Genomic DNA, 20,047 nt, shown 5'->3' with positions numbered 1-20,047 from the left:
TTATTGAAAAATATTGAACCAATTATTATACTTTACTTATTAAGATATTTTTTGAGGCGATAGGTATTCAAAATAACATGTAAATATCTAGAACTTTGCAAAGGAGAACAGTATGAAATCGATTCAATCAGTAATGGATTTAACAGATGAGAATATTTATCCTACCGATGAAGTGATTAAGAATGCACTTTGTGATGGCTATGGACCCTATGAGTATCTTATAAAATTATTTGTCGATCATGGAATGGATCATGAATGGCGTTATTATAAGGATGGGAAAGCCTGGTTATGCAAGGTACAAAAGAAAAAGAGGACAATAATTTGGATGTCAGCTTGGAAGGGCTACATTCAAGCTACTATTTATTTACCGGAGAAATATAACGACCGGATTTATGAGTTGGACTTAAACCCACAAACCGTGGAATTTATCAAAGAGACAAAGAATGTCGGTAAATCAAAACCCTGCACCTTTCAATTTTATACGCTAGAAAAAATGCAGGATTTTGAAAAAATAATGAAATTAAAAATACTCTGTAAGTAATAAATGAAGTTTTATGAGGTTAAGTTTGTATTCTATTAGTCTTGAGTGGGAATGGTATCGTCCGGATGGTACAATAAAACGTTCGGGGCATTTTGAAAAAGGAGAACCTATGGGTGAATGGATCACTTATGATGATTCAGGGGAAAAGTATAAAATCACGAATAAAAAGTAAAAAGAGTAAATAATGTGCTACTATAATTGAGAAATGTTTGTGACGGTCTGTTACAATTGATTCATTTTTTAAACCATGAGGGTTGAAGAGTCAATTGTAACAGATTTTCTTTCGTTGTCTGGATATCATGATATCCTAAATAATGGTACGTAATACATCAAAGGTATTAAATACATCGATAATGCCATACCCCCAATCGGGGTTTGGGTATGTTAATCTGCTATCCCTCTTCGCCCCACGTATCAGAAATTTCTTTAAGCTCACCGTATCAACATCGGGGTAATTGTTTTTTACAACGCTCCACTCCAGTAATAGTGCAGTGATTCCGGTTGTATGAGCCGCCGCAGCACTTGTTCCCGTTATTCTAGTGAATTCATGTCTGAGGGTAGGAGCTAAAATATTGACCCCAGGAGCCGCCAAATCAGGGTTGATGATATTAGAAGTAGAAAAGCCTCTCCCTGCATTATTGAATAGGGTACCGTTGATGGAATTATAAGCAGTTGCGGTAATACATGAAGAGCAATTGCCTGGGGAAGTAATCGTTGTGTAGGGGGTGGCGTTCACAAAATAAGTATCTTTTGATATGAGATTACTTACCGGAAGCCACATATGAAAAGCACCTTTAACATTTCCTTTGCCCAATACTTCAAAACGCCAGCTGCCTGGCGATGGTTTCTCAAAGCGGAGAATAATTACCTCTTTACCTGTAATTTGTTCAATTAACACAAAATTTATATGAATTATGGTTGGATCAAATATAAATCTTACGATTTGTGATTGTGTTAACTTGTAGGCATAGACTGCAAATTTTTCCCCGGAGGGTGACAGGATGTTCATGGTGTATATCATGGGTGGATCGCCCCATAGCTCCATAGTAAATCCGTATTCATTGTCTGCTATATTTAATTCTACGGTGATTGGTCCACCGGTAGGACTTACTTCACTAAAAAAATGCCTTTTGAGGCCTCCTTCGTTACCGGCGGAAACACTTACTGCAACTTGTGGAGTATCAGCTGCTAGATTTACGGCAGTATTTAGTAAACCATAATCATTATGTGCACCCTGTGAAGTTCCTAAACCGATACAGATTGCTAACGGACGATTTAATAATCTTGCAGTATATAGAATATATTGAAGCCCCCACATAACATCATTTTCCTGATAGCAATTGATATTTTGGGGAATAAAATATAGATCTTTAAGACTGTTTTTTGCTTCTTTTAATTTGACGATCATTAATTCTGCTCCAGGTGCTACCCCGCTAAAATAATTAGTCTTATCTTCAGATCCAGCTGCAATACCAGCTAACATTGTCCCGTGGCCATTTTCGTCAACACTGGGAACAATACTTAACGGATTTGAGCTTCTTAGCGCTTGATTGATTTGTTCTGCTGAGAATTCGGTTCCATAATAGGTCGGATATACAGCAACCGGAGTATTGTTACTTTCTATGGTTTGATCCCATATTGATATGATACGAGTGTTACCTTCGTTGTTTATAAATACAGGATTCGTATAGTCGATACCGGTGTCAATAATTCCGATGATAACACCTTTACCAGTTAGATTTGTTGATGGAATTCTTCTTAATTTTTGAACACCGGATGCATCTAGACTCTGTTCGTCAGTGAGAGCATAATAGTTTGGAATGGAGTAATAGCCTATATCTTGTAAGGAGATGGAAGCTAGATCCGATACGGGGATGTAAATTATAGCATAAGCTTCATTCATAATTTGAATGGTATATTTTTCAAAAGGTTTTAAATAATTTGAGTTATTATTATATCGAATTATAATATCCATAAAATCATTGCTTGTTATTTTATATATATCATCCTGTATCATATCTTATCATCCCCATCCGATTGTTATGACATCATTACTCTTTAGAATTATCCTCTTTTAAGACTTTCAAAAACATTGAAGATATCAAGAATTCCATAACCCCAATTTTTATTAGGATAAATATCATCCGTCGCTCTACGAGCTCCCCGTGTCATAAACACTTTGATATCCTGAGTGCTCATGTTACGATACTTTCCCTCAACCTCTCCCCACTGCATAAGCATAGCTGCCACACCGGCGGCGTGAGCAACCGCTGCACTTGTTCCAGAGACACGAATAAATTCTTGATTTATACTGGGACTAAGTATGTTAACCCCAGGTGCAGCTATATCCGGTTTTACCATATCATTTCGAGTGTATCCTAAACCTGCGTCGATAAATAGAGAGTTATCGGCTGCATTGTAGGCAGTAACTGTGATTGGTATGATAGAACAGGAAAGTGATAAAAGTGTAGTGTATGGGTCAGAACGGATAAAATATGTATCCGGTAACACAAATTCATTCATTGGTAACCAGATATTGAAGTCCATCGGGAATAATCCTTTTCCGTATACATTGAATTTCCATATTCCCTTCGCGGGTTTAACAAAGCGTAGGAAAATCATCTGGTCTCCGGTATCCGATTCTACGATTTGATAATGTAAATAAATAATTGTAGACTCAAATACAAATCGAACCTCCAGAGTTTCATTTAACTTAACCATTAATTTGGGTATATACTCTCCAGAAGGAGAGATGATATCGATGGTGAAGATATTTGGCGAGGAACCCCACATACCCATAGTTAGGCCGGTTTCACCTTGTGGTATGTTAAGCTCAACCGTATCATAACCTGGTGATTCATTGATTATTCCATGATAGTGTCTACGGGCACTGCCTTCGTTACCGGCAGGTACCAGAGCGGCGATGCCTGGATAGCTTGCCTGTAGTGATAACCAGCTGCTTAATAAATCTTTTCCATCGCGAGAGTACCTGGAGGTATCACAGGATATACACAGAACGATGGGTTTATTTACATAGCTTGCGTAGTTTAATAAATATTGCAGTGCAAAGAGGAGATCATTCTCTTGAAAACAGATATGGTTCTCGGGAATACAGTAAAACTCCTTTAAATAAGGCTTGGCAGGCTTAAGTTTTACCATGATCAATTCGGACTCCGGAGCAACGCCGTAAAATCCTTTTTCAGGTACTTCATTGCCGGCTGCAATTCCTGCTACCATCGTACCGTGTCCTACTTCATCTTTGGAAGGAACAATTTGATAAGGATCATCACTAATTAAAGCCCGATTGATAGCCTCGCTGGAATATTCTGTTCCGTAGGGGATATTTGTTGCTGTTGGATCGCTTTCTATCGTCTGATCCCAGATAGCAGCTATTCTAGTGGTTTTATCCATGTTTTGGAACACGGGATTCGTATAATCAATTCCTGTATCGGCAAATCCAATCAATACACCTTTACCACGCAAATTGAAAGTAGGCATGTTACGTAATTTGACAATCCCTGAGGTTTCCTGTGAAGTATCATTTGTTAATCCATAGATTGCGGGTATGGAATAGTTCGCTTTCACTAAGGTATCAGATAACATTTCACTTACCGGAAGATATACAACAGCAGTAAAAAAATTAACTATACGAACAGCATTATCTTTATATTGATCCAGTAAAGATTGTATTCCAAAATATTCCACAAAAAAGTCTGCATAGCTATTTCCATATATTTTTTCGTTCTCCGATATATTCATAAATCACACTATCTTCTTCTTTATTTCTATTATATTATTAGCATAATACTTTATTTAATATTTTTTCAAATAAATATTAAGTAGATAAGGTGTGCGTAAAAAAATGCGCATTATCAAAATGGTATGAGAGTAGTTATTATTAGTTTATGGAGAAGATAATAATTGCACGAATTATTATCTGAAAAGTATAATTTAAATGTTTGTTTTGATAGATTTTTTTGTAAAGTTCAATTAAAAAATATGTTCATCAGGCCGTGCGGAGCGTGTATAATATCTACGTATCGAGATATTATGATGTATGCATAAATTGGGAATGAATACTTTTGATAAATAATCGTAGGATGGGGGCAAAACATGGAAAAGAAAGAATTGGACTGGTTTAAAATAATATTTGACAATATGTTAGATATTGTTTTGATAATTAATGTATCAGGAAAAATTGAATATTTTAATTCAAAAGCTCTTGAATATTATGGTTACGATTATAATGAATTAATCAATATGAATATATATGATCTTCGCAAACAGGATAATGAATTTATTGTTCGAAGACAATTGGATGAGGCGCTTAAAAATAGCTTGGAGTTTGAAGCGGTTCATTTGAAAAAAGACGGTACACAAGCGCATGTTAAGATTCGCTCCGTGACCACCATGAAAAGCAAAGGAAATTATGTCATCAGTGTGATTCAAGATATATCACAGATGGAGTTAATGGATAAGAAGGCAAGAATATTTGATGTATCATTGGATATTGTGGATGAGGCAATTATAGGGGTTGACCATAACTTTTGCATAACGATATGGAATAAAGCTGCGGAAAAAAGACTTGGCTATATAGGTAGTGAAATCATAGGAAAACCCATTGAAAAATTTATACCTAATGACCGGAAGAAAGAAATGGAATTAATAAAAGAAATTTTATGGTTGGGGAAGACAATCGAACATGTTGAGACGTCCAGAATCCATAAAGACGGACATATCGTTAAATTATCCGTATCCTATTCGCCTATTACGGATAGTAATAAAACAATAATAGGTTTTATCGGTGTATATAGTGATTTATCAGAATTAATTAAAATGAAGGACGAAATTAAAGAATACCAGGAAAGAGCAATGATTGCGCTTGAAGGGGGACAATTCTGTATATGGGATTATGAATATAAAGATGGTTTAAGTTACAAATCAAATTATGATTTGGGAGCGATGCTCGGTTATGGAGAGGAAGTTTTGGCAAATGCCTACAAAGATTGGTTTAAGCTAATTCACCCGGATGATACCCAGTATATTAAAAATCAGTATTATAAAGCAATTGAGGAAAATATAAAAATTACGATAGAGTACAGAATACTGGCAGGGGATGGCTCCTATCGGTGGTTAAGGACAAAGGGTACAATTCAGTCCTATGATTCAAAAGGGAACCCGACAAGAATAATCGGTACTCATGAGGATGTAACGGATCGAAAACAGATTGAGGAAAGACTGAAGGAAAGCAATGAAAGAATGGCGATTTTAGCTGATGAAGCACAAAAAGCAACAAATGCGAAAAGTATCTTTTTGGCAAATATGAGCCATGAAATCAGAACTCCACTGAATGGAATATTAGTCTCCTCCCGATTGCTAAAGAATAAAACATCGATTGATGATGATTACCATAAGCTTATCAGTGTATTGGAAACTTCAACGATTACCCTAAAAGGTGTCGTTACGGATATTCTAGATATCTCTAAGGTGGAGTATGGCCAGATAGAAGTGAAAAAGACTTGCTTTTCATTGAAACTTATGCTGCAGGAATGCTTTAACGACCTAACAATAGAAGCGAATGAAAAAGGCATTGAGGTTGGGTATTACCTGGATTCGAAAATTCCCGATAAATTGTTGGGAGATGTTCAAAAGATTCGTCAAATATTAAATAACCTTATATCGAATGCAATTAAGTTTACGGAAAGTGGCAGAATTTCACTGAAAACGAAGCTTGTGGAGAAAGAGTTGGAGAATAATATAATAGAAATTATTGTGAGTGATACAGGTATCGGCATTAGTGATAAGCAGACAGAGTTCATCTTCGATATGTTTTCTCAAGCGGACTTCAGACTTGATAAGAAATATGGAGGAGCCGGATTGGGATTAACGATTGCGAAAAAATTCGCTGAAGCAATGAACGGTACAATTAAATGCACAAGTATAAAAGGGCAGGGAAGTACTTTTACATTTCGTTGTGCTTATGAAAACTGCCATGAGCTTAATAGTAATGTTATGAATAACAGTACCATAATATATAAAGAAAAAAAATCATACTCTAAAAAAGAAATGAAAACAATTCTTAGCATTGATGATAGTGCAACAAATCAAAATGTTATGGAGATGATTATTGCTCAGATGGGATACCAATTAATTACCGCATATAACGGATCAGAGGTTGACAAAATACTTAAAAATAATAACGTGGATCTAATCTTAATGGATATTCAATTGCCAGATATTAATGGTTATAAATTAACAAAAAGAATTAAGGAGGAATTGAAATATGCCCATATTCCAATTGTTGCGATGACAGCTTATGCACAACAGGAGGATAGACAGAAGTGCATTCAGTCTGGGATGGATGATTATATAACAAAGCCGATAGATGTGGATGAATTTATCATGCGTGTAAACCGAATATTCTCAGGTAACATGGTAGAATAAAATTATTGAATAGCAAGTTGTATTACTAGGTTATTAATGGTAATACAGCGTGCTATTTTTTGTGGGGCAAAATGCTAATTATATTTATATGGTTTTTCTGTTCAATCCTTATCTCTATTGCTAAAGATTAAGAAAATTTTATAAATATTGAAAAAGGTGGCAAAAAATAGTATAATCTACCTAACGAGTGTTAGGTGGTATATTCTCTGATATTACTCTGTTTAATCACCCGATAAAACATCAAATATTAGGGAAAGGGGTGGGAAACTATGGATGTAACTATTGAAAAAGAGACTTCAACATTGGATCGGATTAATCAAATAGCCTTCATTCATTTGCTTGAAAAAGGATATGAAGGAACCAATATGAGAAAAGTAAGTGATGAAATTGGAATTAAAGCGGCATCATTATATTTTTACTATAAATCGAAGAAAGATATGTTTATAGCAATTTATGCTTCGATCCTTGAGGGACAGTTAGCATTGACGAGAGAAATCATTGAGCTCAATAGAGATTTATCTTATCAAGAGCAACTGTTTTTAGTTTTTCGAAGTGGTATAAAATCCTGTATTAATAATTGTGTGATTCATAAATTTATTATGCGATATCGTGTATTTGCACCTGATGAAGTGGTTACAGAAGCAAGAGAAATCTATAAATTATATCAATCCGATGAGTTTGATTTGTTATCTCCTATAATGCAACATTGTCTATCAAAACATATTTCCTATAGCAATAAGGATTTGGAATACCTTTATCATTACTTTAGGCAATTTCAAGATAATATAATATATGAAATGATATTGTCAGGGTTAGCGATAAAGGAAGAAGCAATAGAGCTGCAATTTGATAGATTCTTAAAATGTTGTCTGATAGAAATGGAATAGAAATCTTGATCTATTCTGGGATTAATGAAAGTGAGCGAATATGATGAAACAATCCTTATTCTCAAAGGAAAGATTGAGTGATTTAATAAATTTAAATTTATTGGAAAAATATATGGATCAATTATATCAAGATATACATGTACCAATTACTCTATTTGATACTGAAGGTGAAATAATATCTTATTCGCCTTGTATTGACTTATGTAAAGAAATTATTTGTAAAGATCCTCGTATGCAAATTCTTTGTAAAGAAACATGTGCGAGATTCAGTGACTACGGAGAGAATTTGTTATTTTGCCCGAATGGCTTGATGAAGTACCGTATTCCAATACGAATTAAGAACAAAGATTTCGCTTATATAGTTCTTAGACAGTTTTTGACAGAATATGAAGAGGCTAACTCAATAAAAAACATGTTAATCAAGCGTAGTTTTGATCAGGAAAGAATCACATCTCTAATAAATGGTATTCCTATATTATGTTTTAAAGAAGTTGAAAAAATAATAGCTTTTATGAATGAATTAGTAATAATGCTGAGCGATATGGCCACACAACATATGAACGAAACGGAGCAGGAGGAGAAGGCGAAAAAGAGCTATGAAAAGTTCATATTATTATTTGAAGGTTAATATAATAAGAGAGCTGTGGCAAATTAATAATCACTTAATAGGCTTAGTTGCCTGAAGGATTAATAGTTAGCGACAGCTCTTATATGCTTTCTATATATTAAGCAAGTATTGCTTTATCATTAGAGAATTCTTCCCCGGATACTTTTTCAAATTCAAGCATCAAATCTTTTACAGTAAGATTTTTCTTGGCTTCGCCTGAGATATCAAGAATTACTTTACCTTCATGCATCATAATGAGACGATTACCATGTGCAATGGCATCCTTCATATTATGAGTAACCATTAATGCGGTCAGATTGTTTTCTGCAATAATCTTATCAGTAACCTGGAGTACTTTCTCTGCGGTTTTCGGATCCAGAGCAGCGGTATGCTCATCCAGGAGCAGAAGCCTTGGTTGTTGTAAGGTAGCCATCAACAGAGTTAACGCCTGTCTTTGTCCACCGGATAATAATCCTACTTTTGAGGTAAGGCGATCTTCCAAACCAAGATTTAAGATTTTAAGTAATTCAAAATACTTCTCTTTTTCTGATTTCTTAATTCCCCAACTAAGAGTTCTGCTCTTTCCGCGACGATATGCCAGAGCCAGATTTTCCTGAATCTCCATATTAGCTGCGGTTCCGGTCATAGGATCCTGGAAAACACGCCCTAGGAAGGCTGCTCTTTTATGCTCTGGTAAACCGGTAATGTTATTGCCATCTAGCAGAATAGCGCCCTGATCCACCGGCCATACACCAGCTACCGCGTTTAGAGTAGTTGATTTCCCCGCACCATTACCACCGATTATCGTACAAAAATCACTGGCATTCAGATGAAGATTAACTCCATTTAAAGCAATCTTTTCATTTATTGTTCCAGCATTGAAGGTTTTATGAATATCGATAATGTCTAGCATATTAATTTGCCTCCTTCTCTTGATGTGACTTAATTGCAAATAAAGATTTCTTCGCGGTACGGCCAAAGGAATTCTTTTTCTTTTGCTGGAGATAAGGAACCGCAAGGAAGATGGCAACGATAATCGCTGAAAATAGTTTTAGATCGTTAGTATTCAGCTTTAGCCATAATACAATTGCTACTACAATTTGATAAATAATACTACCGATTACCACGAATATAAGTCTAAAAGCAAAATTCATACGTTTTCCCAAAATAGCATCACCCAGCACCTCGCCGATTATGACTGCGGCTAAACCGGTAACAATGGCACCACGTCCCATTTGGATGTCAGCAAAACCTTGATATTGAACCAATAGGCCACCTGCCATAGCCACCATAGCGTTTGAAAGTGCCAAAGCGAGAACTTTGGTAAAATTAATATTAATACCGTTCGCTTTACTCATTGATGGATTTGTTCCGGTTGCACGAATGGAGCTGCCCTGCTCTGTTCCGAAATACCAATACAGGATAACAATCAGGATAAGTGCAAATATAGAACTTATAATTATTGCATGAAGAGGATTCCTTAAGGAAAGCAAAGGAATATATTTATTGACATTTAACGGTTTGTTAGATGCCATTCCCATGATGCGTAAATTTACGGAATATAGTGCAATCTGTGTCAAGATACCTGCAAGAATAGGCGGTATTCCTAAGGTTGTATGTAATAATCCTGTAACCATTCCTACTACTAAACCGGCAAGTACAGCTATGAATAGTGCAATCGGAATTGGAACACCAGCGATTGTCAGCATAATCGTAACCGCACCACCGGTGGTAAAAGAACCGTCGACAGTAAGATCCGCAAAGTCTAATAATCGGAAGGTAACATAAACACCGAGTGCCATGATACCCATTATGATACCCTGAGAGATATTACGCGGAAAGGAATCCAAGAGAACACCTGGGTCAAGTGAAGCAAAATAACTCATTAAATTTCCTCCTTTAAAAAAGTAAGTAAACCGTTAGGAAGATATATGGTAAGTTCCTACGGTTATCGCAAATAAGTAGGGGTACCGGTTGATTGGCACCCCTACGATTAATATCTTATCCTTCTGAATTATTCAGCCTTGATTGCCTCATAGTTGGAAGGTATCTTCACACCTAACTTTTCAGCTCGGTCAGCCATATATTCATAGGTGAATTTCGGTGCATATTTGATTTCCATTTTTGATACATCCGCACCGTTTACCAGAACATCATAAGCCATCTCACCGGTGGTATATCCTAAATCATAATAACTAATGGATAAGGTTGCTACACCACAGCCTTTACAGATACCTTCTTCGCCTGCGATAATCGGAACTTTAGCTGGTTCTGCGACATTATTGATTGTTGCGGCACAGGAAGCAGCAGTATTATCAGTTGGGATATAGATTACATCACTGTCAGTGCAAGCTGCCTTCGTAACGGCTGCTACATCATTAGAATCAGCAAAGGTATATTCTTTACTTTCAAAACCGAGATCCTTCAGATATTTCTGAATGGTGGTGGACTGGAATTTTGAATTTGCCTCTGCAGAACAGTATAGGATGCCGATTTTTTTCGCATTCGGATATAATTCTTTAATCATTTCAGCTTGTTTGTCAAGCGGAGCAAGATCGGAGGTTCCGGATACATTGAGGCCTGTTGTACCGGTCCAATTATCAATATCCAGTGCAGTACCGTAATGAGTGATGGAAGTGCCAAGAATCGGGATCTTATTTGTTGCAGAAGCAGCTGCCTGAAGAGCAGGAGTTGCATTTGCTAGAATTAAATCATAATTACCGGACACAAATTGACCGACGATGGTGGAACAGGTAGCGGAATCACCGGATGCATTTTGTTCATCAAATACAACTTTATCACCAAGTTTCTTTTTTAGTGCTTCTTTAAAGCCCTTTGTTGCTGCATCAAGAGCAGGATGCTGTACAAGCTGGACAATACCAACCTTATATGTAGTTTTGGAACCGTTAGAACCGGATTTTGCAGTATCGTCTTTTTTCTCAGTCGTACCGCAGGAAGCTAAGCTCATAACCAGTACTAACGAAAGCATGAGAGCAAGAACTTTTTTCATAAATTAATTCCTCCTGATTTATAGTGTTGCGATTTACTGCTTCAAAGCTTCAAGACATCAAAACTTCAATGTATCAACACTTCAAAGCACTAAACTCCATGCATTGTATTATATCAGTTTGCGAAAAAAAGTCAACGGCTTAAGCGATAAAATAGTATCGAAATAAACTAATAATTCATATGCACATAATTCCCAAATCAGTAATAAAAAGAAGAATTTCTAATATTAGGGCAAAACAAATTGTGCAAAAAAAGCGCATCATTATGATTTTACCAAATCAATAATTAATACGCATATCTTTATATTCAAATATTAAAAAGAGTAGTTATGAAAAAAGCACAATTATCCTTGTTGAAATTATTATTGTAATGATTGCTTAGAGTGCAAAATAATCGTGAAACAGCAAGGAGACTGACATGTACAATCTTGCATAATAATCATCAGTACTTATTCCGCATAGATCCTTAATTTTGTCTAGACGCTTTTGCAGGGTATGCCTATGGATATAAAGCCTTGAGGCGGTTTTTGATGCGTTACAGTTATCAGCAAGATAAAAACGTAATGTCTGAACATAATTTGTATTGTTAATTCTGTCATAGTTAAGGAGTATCTGAAGCGCCTGATTATCAGACACAAAAGAGTGCTCGTTCTGATGAAGAACCCCGAACATTTTCATAAATGTCATATTGTCAAAGGAACAAACACCTCTTTTAGCATGAATATGCTTTAACAATTCATTGCATTCAAATACATGCTCAAAAGCAAGTCCTAATGATTTTAAGGATTTAATTCGATCGACTCCTACATAATAATTCAGTCCTTGCTGTTCTGATAGGAAGGTGAGCTCAATACTAAAATCATAAATCATGGATAGGTATTTGGTTTCATTTTCAAATAGTATAAGGAAGGCCGCTGCACCATTTTTAGCAGAGATATATTCACAATCGTCTGCTCGGTCGTCTAAATAGGATTTGATTCGATTCATGCAGCTGGTAGCAGTGGTGTCACTGACCGCATATTGATTAATCGGTTGAACATAAAAAAGATAAGCAACGCTGGCGGTATCTTCATCAAACAGTCTCAAAGAATAGGATTTTAATGCTTCATTCGTATGTTGAAGCAACATTTTTGTGGCTTCATCAAAGATTTCATTTTCTAATTTTCCTATATTAATTTTCTGAATCAGAATACGCAGTATTGCGGAAAAAGTCAAATCTTTTGGTATCTCTAGAACAGGAAAACCAAGGCGATCTGATTCTTGAAGGATATATTCCGGAATTTCATTAATGTAATAACCAGGTTGGATTGCAATTCCACTGACCCCGTTACTTTTCAGAGTCTCAATTAGGTTTGAATATAACTCCTGGTTTTGGAGATTGAATCCGGTTGTTACCAGTAATTCACCTCGCTGCACCGATTCCGGTGAATCTAAGATCTCCATTACATTGACCCAGGATACTACATTTTCTTCACCAGAAAAACCTGCAACCATCCTTACACCTTTTAATAGCTGGTTTTCAACAATATGTCTAATCAATAAGCTCATAATGTTCCACCCCTCCTGTCATTATTAGCATACAGCCTAATCAATCCTTTCGTCAATGAGAATTATTCTTAAAATGGACACAATGTCCACTATTCTTATAATAATTAGTACACTATGGACATAATTCTTCTTTTAGAATAGAATGTTGGTAATAGAGCAAATATGCAGGAGAATCATATTGCAATCTATGTTTTTTTTGTATATCATGCATTTTAGTGTAGTAATATGGCAAACGTATTTAAGAATAAAATTGAAAAGGCGGCGATGCAATGAAAATCATTATTACTGGAGGCGGATGGGCAGGATGCTCCGCAGCTTATTCAGCAAGATTACAGGGAGTTGAGGTTCTCTTATTAGAAAGAACGGATGCGCTCCTAGGAACAGGCCTAGTTGGCGGAATTATGAGAAATAACGGAAGATTTACAGCGACGGAAGAAATGATAGCAATGGGCGGAGGAGAAATCTTCAAAATCATTGATGAGAACTGTCGTCACACTAATATAAGCTTTCCGGGTCATGAACATGCTAGTTTATATGACATAGCAAAAACACCCGTTGCGATAAAAAAATATCTCGAAGAGATAGGAGTAGAAGTTAAACTTCAAGAAAGGGTGATAAAGGCAAAAGTAGTTGATGGAGTAATCAAGAGTATTGAAACAGCAGAGGGTTCTGTTTATGAGGGAGATGCATTTATCGATACTACCGGTACCGCAGGACCGATGAATAACTGTGGTAAATATGGTAATGGATGTGCGATGTGCGTACTTCGATGTCCAAGTTACGGCGGACGTGTTAGTCTTGCCGGAATCTGTGGTGTAACAGAGAAGACTGGAAAAAAGGCGGATGATTCCATTGGAGCGATGAGTGGTTCTTGTAAATTATATAAAGAATCTCTCTCACCTGAAATCGTTGAAACCTTGAACAACACCGGCGTTGCTGTAATTCCGTTACCTGAAGATCTAATAGAGAATCATTTAAGCGTAAAAGCCTGTCAACAATATGCATTAAAAGAATTTGCGGAAAATGTAATCTTACTTGACACCGGTCATGCAAAATTAATGACACCTTATTATACTCTAGAGAAGCTTCATAAAATACCTGGTTTTGAAAATGCTCGCTACGAAGATCCTTATGCCGGAGGGAAGGGTAATTCTATGAGATATTTTGATATGTCTCCAAGAACGAATGCCCTAAAGGTATTAGGTATAAAGAACCTATTTTGTGCAGGTGAAAAAGCAGGACTTTTAGTAGGGCATACCGAAGCGATTGTGACAGGAGTTCTTGCGGGTTATAATTGTACAAGATTTTTAAAGGACAAACCTTTACTTGAATTATCAAGAAAAACAGCAGTTGGGGAAGCGATTGCCTATGTGAATGAAGAAATGGAAACAAAAGAGGGACTCGGTAAAAAATACACGTTCTCAGGTTCCGTACTATTTGATCATATGAAAAAGCTAGGTTTATATGAGACAGACATAAAGAAAATTGAGGAAAACATTAAAAATGAAGGTCTTTGGAATGTTTTCTCCTTGTAATGATATAAGAAAGTAATGTCTTTACCGAAAAGATAACAAGAAAGAGAGGAAGCGTGTATGGAACTAACCACATTGCATATTGCATTTATTATCATCACCTTAATTATCCTTATTGCTTTACTGTTTAAGAAAGAAATTGTAATTCCCTGTATCGCAGGTATCTTGGTAATTGGATTTATTTATACGGGAAATGTAATCAAATCAGTTCAGATTTTAAATAATGCGGTTATTAGTTCATTTACGGAACTGTTAAGTATCATCGTAGTTATTGCACTGGTTGTATCAATGTCCAAAGCAATGATTTCATTGGGAGCAGACGAGATTATGATGCATCCAGTCAGAAAGATTATAAAAAACAACAAAGCAGCCTTTTGGATTATCGGTTTTACTATGTTAATCGTATCCTGGTTTATCTGGCCTTCTCCGGCAGTAGCGTTGATTGGTGCACTCCTTCTTCCGGTAGCGGGAGAGGTTGGACTTCCTGTAATCTGGGCAGCGGTTTCGATGAATATATTTGGACACGGTATCGGATTATCCTCCGACTTTGTTATCCAGGGGGCGCCTTCTATCACAGCGAAGGCGGCGGGCGTTGATCCGAGTGCCGTGATGAAAGCAAGTATTCCGTTGTGGATTACGATGTCAGTTGTTACAGCAGGAGTAGCCTTCTTTATGATGGTGAAAGAGACGAAGGCGAATAAAGTAACTAAGACGGTAGAGAAAAAAGAACTAGTATTAAAAAAAGTGAAAAAACCAAAGCTTGCTTTATTTGTTGCGATTTTTATGCCACTTGCATTTATCGTTGACATCATTGCGATGGTAAAGTTTGATATCAAGGGTGGAGATGCAACTGCTCTTGTGGCTGGTACTGCACTGATCCTGACCTGTTTGATCACAATTTTGGATAAAGGGTTAGGGGAGGCATTGGAGATAACTACGGATCATGTAAAGGAAGGCTTCAAATTTGCAATGAAGATCTTTGCACCGGTTATTGTTATAGCTGCTTTCTTCTTTTTAGGAAGCCAGGAATTTGCACAGAAAGTTTTAAGCCCTGATGCACCAGGTATCTTAAATGACATTGGTCTTTGGCTCTCAGTTCATGTTCCGTTATCAAAGTTCACCATGATTTTAACAACTTCATCCGTTGGGTTTATAACCGGTCTAGACGGTTCCGGCTTCTCAGGTCTTCCGTTAGTTGGTTCCATTGCACAGACTTTCGCATCAGTAGGTCACGTTAACGTTGCATCACTTGCAGCACTTGGCCAGATTATTACTGTTTGGGTTGGTGGTGGAACGATTATCCCTTGGGGTGTAATTCCAGTAGCAGCAATTTGTGGTGTAGAAGCAACCGATCTTGCAAGAAAGAATTTAATTCCGGTATTATGTGGTATGGCTGCAACGATTGTCGTAGGACTCTTCTTGATATAGGGGATATATAAGATAAAAATAAATCTCATGTGTTAGCAGTAACAATAAAATTACATAGTCATAAAAAATGCATCCACTAATTGGATGCATTTTTTTGTCTTGACAGGATAGTATACATTGTGTATGCTGAGAGTATAAAAAGTATACACAATGTGTATATAATAAATTGTATGTAACGAATTAATAGTATGAAACGGATATAAGCTTAGTATGGCAGAATATAAAGGAGATTAAAGTGGAGCGATTAACAAGAAAAGAAAGAGAAAAACAAATGAGAGAGGAAGAAATCTTACAGGCAGCAGAAGAGATATTCTGTGAGAAGGGTTACGATGCTACTTCGATGGAAGAAATTGCAACTGCAGCGCAATTTACAAGAAAAACCCTCTACCAGTATTTTACGAACAAAGAGGATTTATATTTTGCAGTAGCACTTAAGGGTTTCAAAAAGCTTTCAGTTTATATATCAAAAGCGTCGGAGCGAGAGACTACGGGATATAAGAAGGTTTACCAATCAAGTGCTGGATACTATAGATTTTTTAAAGAGAATCCAACCATGTTAAAATTGATGGGCTATATCGGTCACGTAAGAAAGGGAGCAGCTTCAAACAGCGATCGAGAAAAGGAGCTACTTCAATATAATCAGAAATTGTTTGAATCAGTAAGTGCATCCCTTGCGCAAGGTATTCAAGATGGAAGTATAGATAAGAACGTTAATGCGGCGATGGCATCTTTTAGTTTGATCTTTATGATGACCGGTTTTTTTAATCAGCTCTCTGTGACCGGTGAAACATATCTAGAGAATTTTAAATTGGAAGAAGATGCATTTGTCACATACACAATGGATTTGTTGTTTAGATCAATTAAAAATGAGGGTAAGTAAAAAAATTTAGAATAACTTACGTAACAGTGATTTGATTAAAGGGGGTAAATATGAAATCAATCGGGGTTTTTTACTTTTCGGGTACCGGAAATACAGAAATAATTGCAAATATGATTAGCGAACAGTTTCGAGAGAAACAATTAGTTGTAGATTTAATAAAAATCGAGGATATTTTGAAAAATAAAAAAGATATTTCAGTTGAAGAATATGATTTGATAGGAATAGGTAGCCAAGTGATCGGATACTCAACACCAAAGCTGGTGATGAAATTTATAAAAACTCTTCCAAAACAGAAGGATAAAAAGGTGTTTCTCTTTCGCACAGCAGGAGGGGTTGCGCCAATAAATTTTAATGTATCAAAATCCTCAATACGTCGTCTTAAATCAAAAGGATATGATGTGTATTACGAAAGGTTATTTTCACTTTGTAGTAATTGGGTCAAAAAGTTTGACGATGAGATTGTGCATGGACTTTATCAAACATGCCAACGAAAAACAGGCTTAATGTGTCAGGAACTTATAGATGGGGAAAGAAAATTTTATAAAACCGGTTTAGGACTAAGAATAAAAATGGGATTTATATCCAGATTCTCATCAATATTCATAAACCTGATTGGTAGGGATATGTATGTGAATTCTTCCTGTACAAAATGCGGTCACTGTATTCATAATTGTCCGGCTCAAAATATCCATGATTCCGGAAATAAGATTAAATTCAAGATGTCCTGTAACAGCTGCTTGCGATGTGTTTACGCCTGTCCGAAACAGGCAATCAAATTCAAGCATTTGAGATTCATTCCGGTTACCGGAGGCTATAATATTAATGAAACATTGGCTAAATCGAATAATGAACAAAAAAGAGATCATGGATTTGTACCTCGGTTTTATGAAAAATATCTTACCGATGATAACTTATAGATTGGAACAAAAGAGGAGAACTTAACAATACGAATCTGTAATTTACAAAATACAATATGAGAACACAATGATTTATTTAGAAAATCACTGTGTTCCCATTAATAAGAAACAATATTTTATGAAATTTATGGGAAGAGATACAACAACTTCCTAAATGTGATTAGTTCTCGTAAGGCTTGATTGTCTGAATGGTACCGTCTTCATTGTAGTGAAGTTCGGTAAATTTAACACAACGTTTGTGATTTACACCACCGGATAAGGAGCTGTCGTGGTAGAAGAGATACCATTTGCCCTTGAACTCAACGATGGAGTGATGAGTTGTCCATCCAATAACCGGCTCAAGGATTCTGCCCTTGTAGGTGAAAGGACCCTGAGGATTTTTGCTGGTTGCATAAACAAGATAATGAGTGCTGCCTGTGGAATAGGATAAGTAGTAATATCCGTTGTACTTATGCATCCAAGGGCCTTCAAAATATCTTCTATCTTCATCGCCTGCAGTTAAAGGATTACCATCCTCATCTACAATCTGGATCTCCTGTGGTGCGCTTTTAAAAGTAAGCATATCATCGCTTAACTCAGCTACCTGAGGTCCTATTGCAGGTTCATTAGCTGCTGGGCCTTCTGCATCCGGTACATAGGTACCTGTCTGCCATTTTTCTAACTGACCGCCCCATAGACCACCAAAGTAGATATAGGATCTGCCGTCATCATCAACGAGAACAGCAGGATCGATTGAGAAGCTTCCCGGGATATAATCAGGTTCTGCTTTGAAAGGACCTGCTGGGTTTTTGCTGCTTGCAACACCAAGACGGAAAATACCGTCCTTGTCTCTTGCAGGGAAGAATAGATAATAAGTACCGTTCTTATAAGCTGCATCGGGAGCCCACATCTGCTTGCTAACCCATGGGATATCCTTCATATGAAGGGCTTCACCGTTATCTACACATGGCGCATCAACATCATCCATGGATAAGATGTGATAATCCTCCATCTTGTACTGATCACCGTTGTCATTATCAGGACCGTCATGATCTAAATCATGAGAAGGATAGATATAAAGCTTACCATCAAAAACATGTGCGGAAGGGTCGGCTGTGTAAATATTAGTAACTAAAGGCTGATTCTGTTTTGAATTATTTTCCATAGTAATATCTCCATTATTATATTTTTGTACTGACTTCATGTTATCATAATTATTTCTAATTTACTTCTTAAATATTGATATGATTTTCTTAATTCTTGGCAAAAACTTATCTTTTAACAAGAAAAGTACTTTTTACTAACAATATTTAACATATTTATGGAATGAAATATCAATAAATTCTTGATTTAGCACAGATAAAAGAAGCAATAAATGGTATAATGGATGTAATTGATAAAATGATATGAAGAAAATATTGGTGAGAAGGGCAGGAAAGATTATGAAGTATGCGTTGTTTACAGGAGCGACTGGAGGACTTGGTTCACACTGTATTAGGGCGTTATCACAAACGAATCAGTGGACTGTGTTTGCACTTGGAACGAAGGACTCTATACTGGCTTCGCTGAGTGATTTGCCAAATATTATACCACTCAGAGTAGATATAACGAATCAGGAAAGCATAGACGCTGCCTATAAAGCAGTGCAAAATGTTACCGATAAGCTGGATGCAATCGTAAATTTTGCGGGCTTATCCTATTTTACTTCTTTGATCGAAGGAGATAGTGTCTCAGCGGTGGAAAAGCTTTTGGCAGTGAATGTTACCGGTATGGTGAGGATTAACTACACATTTTTTGAAATGGTACATAAAGGAGAAGGTCGTATTATAAATTGCAGCTCAGAATCCGGATGGATGACCCCGCAGCCTTTTGCGGGACCCTATATCCTGTCAAAATATGCGGTTGAGGCTTATAATGACAGTCTTCGTCGTGAGTTGTTATATTTTAATATCCCAGTCATTAAGATTCAACCGGGTGCTTATGAGACACAGCTCACCCATCAAATCAATGATTATTTTGATCAATCCATGAGTCAAACAAAATATTATAAAAAGTTGTTAGCAAAGATGAAACCAATGATGACCATGGAGCTAAATCAGAAAAATGATCCGAACAAGCTAGCCAAAACAGTAATAATGGCAATGGAGGCAAAGCGTCCGAAGCTTCGTTACAGAGTCGGTACAGGTAAGCTTCTGGCTATGATGGAACTGTTACCGGATCGTCTTATTGACACGATTTATAGAAGGATGTTTAAAAAATTATAATATGTCTCATTG

General features: G+C 36.5%; 17 protein-coding genes. 10 read left to right on the top strand and 7 right to left on the bottom strand.

The window, feature by feature from the left end; all coding sequences use genetic code 11:
* Positions 1-112 precede the first annotated feature (112 nt).
* Together AC6IWN_RS09645 and AC6IWN_RS09640 are read left to right on the top strand one after the other, a co-directional pair.
* Positions 113-541, top strand: coding sequence for a DUF3788 family protein (locus AC6IWN_RS09645; protein ID WP_497987198.1), 429 nt, complete (start codon positions 113-115; stop codon positions 539-541).
* Between the two features lie 25 nt (positions 542-566).
* A complete protein-coding gene (locus AC6IWN_RS09640; RefSeq protein WP_497987197.1) occupies positions 567-713 on the top strand; it encodes a hypothetical protein in 147 nt (48 codons plus the stop codon).
* 135 nt (positions 714-848) lie between these two features.
* On the opposite strand, the gene AC6IWN_RS09635 is transcribed toward AC6IWN_RS09640, so the two are convergent.
* Together AC6IWN_RS09635 and AC6IWN_RS09630 are read right to left on the bottom strand one after the other, a co-directional pair.
* Positions 849-2,558, bottom strand: a complete 1,710-nt coding sequence (locus AC6IWN_RS09635) for a S8 family peptidase (protein WP_497987196.1) — start codon at positions 2,556-2,558, stop codon at positions 849-851.
* A gap of 47 nt (positions 2,559-2,605) precedes the next feature.
* Positions 2,606-4,300, bottom strand: coding sequence for a S8 family peptidase (locus AC6IWN_RS09630; protein WP_497987195.1), 1,695 nt, complete (start codon positions 4,298-4,300; stop codon positions 2,606-2,608).
* A 354-nt stretch (positions 4,301-4,654) separates the two neighbouring features.
* Here AC6IWN_RS09630 and AC6IWN_RS09625 point away from each other — a divergent pair, with 354 nt between their 5' ends.
* The 3 genes from AC6IWN_RS09625 to AC6IWN_RS09615 all read left to right on the top strand — a co-directional run bounded on the left by AC6IWN_RS09625 (position 4,655) and on the right by AC6IWN_RS09615 (position 8,500).
* Positions 4,655-6,985, top strand: a complete 2,331-nt coding sequence (locus AC6IWN_RS09625; RefSeq protein WP_497987194.1) for a PAS domain-containing hybrid sensor histidine kinase/response regulator — start codon at positions 4,655-4,657, stop codon at positions 6,983-6,985.
* Between the two features lie 269 nt (positions 6,986-7,254).
* Positions 7,255-7,872: a TetR/AcrR family transcriptional regulator gene (locus AC6IWN_RS09620; RefSeq protein WP_497987193.1), complete on the top strand. Its 618-nt coding sequence runs from the start codon at positions 7,255-7,257 to the stop codon at positions 7,870-7,872.
* A 40-nt stretch (positions 7,873-7,912) separates the two neighbouring features.
* Positions 7,913-8,500, top strand: a complete 588-nt coding sequence (locus AC6IWN_RS09615) for a PocR ligand-binding domain-containing protein (protein WP_497987192.1) — start codon at positions 7,913-7,915, stop codon at positions 8,498-8,500.
* A 97-nt stretch (positions 8,501-8,597) separates the two neighbouring features.
* Here the strand turns inward: AC6IWN_RS09615 and AC6IWN_RS09610 are convergent, their stop codons facing one another.
* The 4 genes from AC6IWN_RS09610 to AC6IWN_RS09595 all read right to left on the bottom strand — a co-directional run bounded on the left by AC6IWN_RS09610 (position 8,598) and on the right by AC6IWN_RS09595 (position 13,035).
* Positions 8,598-9,392, bottom strand: coding sequence for an ABC transporter ATP-binding protein (locus tag AC6IWN_RS09610; protein ID WP_497987191.1), 795 nt, complete (start codon positions 9,390-9,392; stop codon positions 8,598-8,600).
* Position 9,393: 1 nt separating this feature from the next.
* A complete protein-coding gene (locus tag AC6IWN_RS09605) occupies positions 9,394-10,365 on the bottom strand; it encodes an ABC transporter permease (protein WP_497987190.1) in 972 nt (323 codons plus the stop codon).
* Between the two features lie 128 nt (positions 10,366-10,493).
* Positions 10,494-11,489 (bottom strand): ABC transporter substrate-binding protein, encoded by a 996-nt coding sequence (locus AC6IWN_RS09600; protein ID WP_497987189.1) that lies wholly within the window; start codon positions 11,487-11,489, stop codon positions 10,494-10,496.
* 376 nt (positions 11,490-11,865) lie between these two features.
* Complete coding sequence (locus tag AC6IWN_RS09595; protein WP_497987188.1) at positions 11,866-13,035, bottom strand: PucR family transcriptional regulator; 1,170 nt, start codon at positions 13,033-13,035, stop codon at positions 11,866-11,868.
* A gap of 269 nt (positions 13,036-13,304) precedes the next feature.
* On the opposite strand from AC6IWN_RS09595, the gene AC6IWN_RS09590 reads away from it, so the two are divergent.
* The 4 genes from AC6IWN_RS09590 to AC6IWN_RS09575 all read left to right on the top strand — a co-directional run bounded on the left by AC6IWN_RS09590 (position 13,305) and on the right by AC6IWN_RS09575 (position 17,792).
* Positions 13,305-14,570: an FAD-dependent oxidoreductase gene (locus tag AC6IWN_RS09590; protein WP_497987187.1), complete on the top strand. Its 1,266-nt coding sequence runs from the start codon at positions 13,305-13,307 to the stop codon at positions 14,568-14,570.
* 57 nt (positions 14,571-14,627) lie between these two features.
* The gene (locus tag AC6IWN_RS09585; RefSeq protein ID WP_497987186.1) at positions 14,628-15,995 is read left to right on the top strand and encodes a citrate transporter; all 1,368 of its coding nucleotides are present in this window, start codon (positions 14,628-14,630) and stop codon (positions 15,993-15,995) included.
* 235 nt (positions 15,996-16,230) lie between these two features.
* Positions 16,231-16,875 carry a TetR/AcrR family transcriptional regulator gene (locus tag AC6IWN_RS09580; protein ID WP_497987185.1) on the top strand — a complete coding sequence of 215 codons (645 nt, stop codon included), beginning with the start codon at positions 16,231-16,233 and terminating at the stop codon, positions 16,873-16,875.
* A gap of 50 nt (positions 16,876-16,925) precedes the next feature.
* The gene (locus tag AC6IWN_RS09575; RefSeq protein WP_497987184.1) at positions 16,926-17,792 is read left to right on the top strand and encodes an EFR1 family ferrodoxin; all 867 of its coding nucleotides are present in this window, start codon (positions 16,926-16,928) and stop codon (positions 17,790-17,792) included.
* Positions 17,793-17,952: 160 nt separating this feature from the next.
* On the opposite strand, the gene AC6IWN_RS09570 is transcribed toward AC6IWN_RS09575, so the two are convergent.
* Complete coding sequence (locus tag AC6IWN_RS09570) at positions 17,953-18,936, bottom strand: glycoside hydrolase family 43 protein (RefSeq protein ID WP_497987183.1); 984 nt, start codon at positions 18,934-18,936, stop codon at positions 17,953-17,955.
* A gap of 277 nt (positions 18,937-19,213) precedes the next feature.
* Between AC6IWN_RS09570 and AC6IWN_RS09565 the strand changes: the two genes are divergently transcribed.
* Positions 19,214-20,035 carry an SDR family NAD(P)-dependent oxidoreductase gene (locus AC6IWN_RS09565; protein WP_497992155.1) on the top strand — a complete coding sequence of 274 codons (822 nt, stop codon included), beginning with the start codon at positions 19,214-19,216 and terminating at the stop codon, positions 20,033-20,035.
* The last annotated feature ends 12 nt before the right edge of the window (positions 20,036-20,047 follow it).

The sequence above is a fragment of the Variimorphobacter sp. HTMS_6 genome, from assembly GCF_059717775.1.
The sequence above is the reverse complement of the archived record's forward strand: the minus strand, read 5'-3'. Positions and strand labels throughout refer to the sequence as shown.

Bases quoted from the DNA above. Each gene is read 5' to 3' on its own strand.
- AC6IWN_RS09635 (WP_497987196.1), bottom strand. From the start codon at position 2,558: ATGATACAGGATGATATATATAAAATAACAAGCAATGATTTTATGGAT.
- AC6IWN_RS09605 (WP_497987190.1), bottom strand. From the start codon at position 10,365: ATGAGTTATTTTGCTTCACTTGACCCAGGTGTTCTCTTGGATTCCTTT.
- AC6IWN_RS09620 (WP_497987193.1), top strand. From the start codon at position 7,255: ATGGATGTAACTATTGAAAAAGAGACTTCAACATTGGATCGGATTAAT.
- AC6IWN_RS09570 (WP_497987183.1), bottom strand. From the start codon at position 18,936: ATGGAAAATAATTCAAAACAGAATCAGCCTTTAGTTACTAATATTTAC.
- AC6IWN_RS09575 (WP_497987184.1), top strand. From the start codon at position 16,926: ATGAAATCAATCGGGGTTTTTTACTTTTCGGGTACCGGAAATACAGAA.
- AC6IWN_RS09585 (WP_497987186.1), top strand. From the start codon at position 14,628: ATGGAACTAACCACATTGCATATTGCATTTATTATCATCACCTTAATT.
- AC6IWN_RS09630 (WP_497987195.1), bottom strand. From the start codon at position 4,300: ATGAATATATCGGAGAACGAAAAAATATATGGAAATAGCTATGCAGAC.
- AC6IWN_RS09610 (WP_497987191.1), bottom strand. From the start codon at position 9,392: ATGCTAGACATTATCGATATTCATAAAACCTTCAATGCTGGAACAATA.
- AC6IWN_RS09645 (WP_497987198.1), top strand. From the start codon at position 113: ATGAAATCGATTCAATCAGTAATGGATTTAACAGATGAGAATATTTAT.
- AC6IWN_RS09625 (WP_497987194.1), top strand. From the start codon at position 4,655: ATGGAAAAGAAAGAATTGGACTGGTTTAAAATAATATTTGACAATATG.
- AC6IWN_RS09615 (WP_497987192.1), top strand. From the start codon at position 7,913: ATGATGAAACAATCCTTATTCTCAAAGGAAAGATTGAGTGATTTAATA.
- AC6IWN_RS09595 (WP_497987188.1), bottom strand. From the start codon at position 13,035: ATGAGCTTATTGATTAGACATATTGTTGAAAACCAGCTATTAAAAGGT.
- AC6IWN_RS09565 (WP_497992155.1), top strand. From the start codon at position 19,214: ATGAAGTATGCGTTGTTTACAGGAGCGACTGGAGGACTTGGTTCACAC.
- AC6IWN_RS09590 (WP_497987187.1), top strand. From the start codon at position 13,305: ATGAAAATCATTATTACTGGAGGCGGATGGGCAGGATGCTCCGCAGCT.
- AC6IWN_RS09600 (WP_497987189.1), bottom strand. From the start codon at position 11,489: ATGAAAAAAGTTCTTGCTCTCATGCTTTCGTTAGTACTGGTTATGAGC.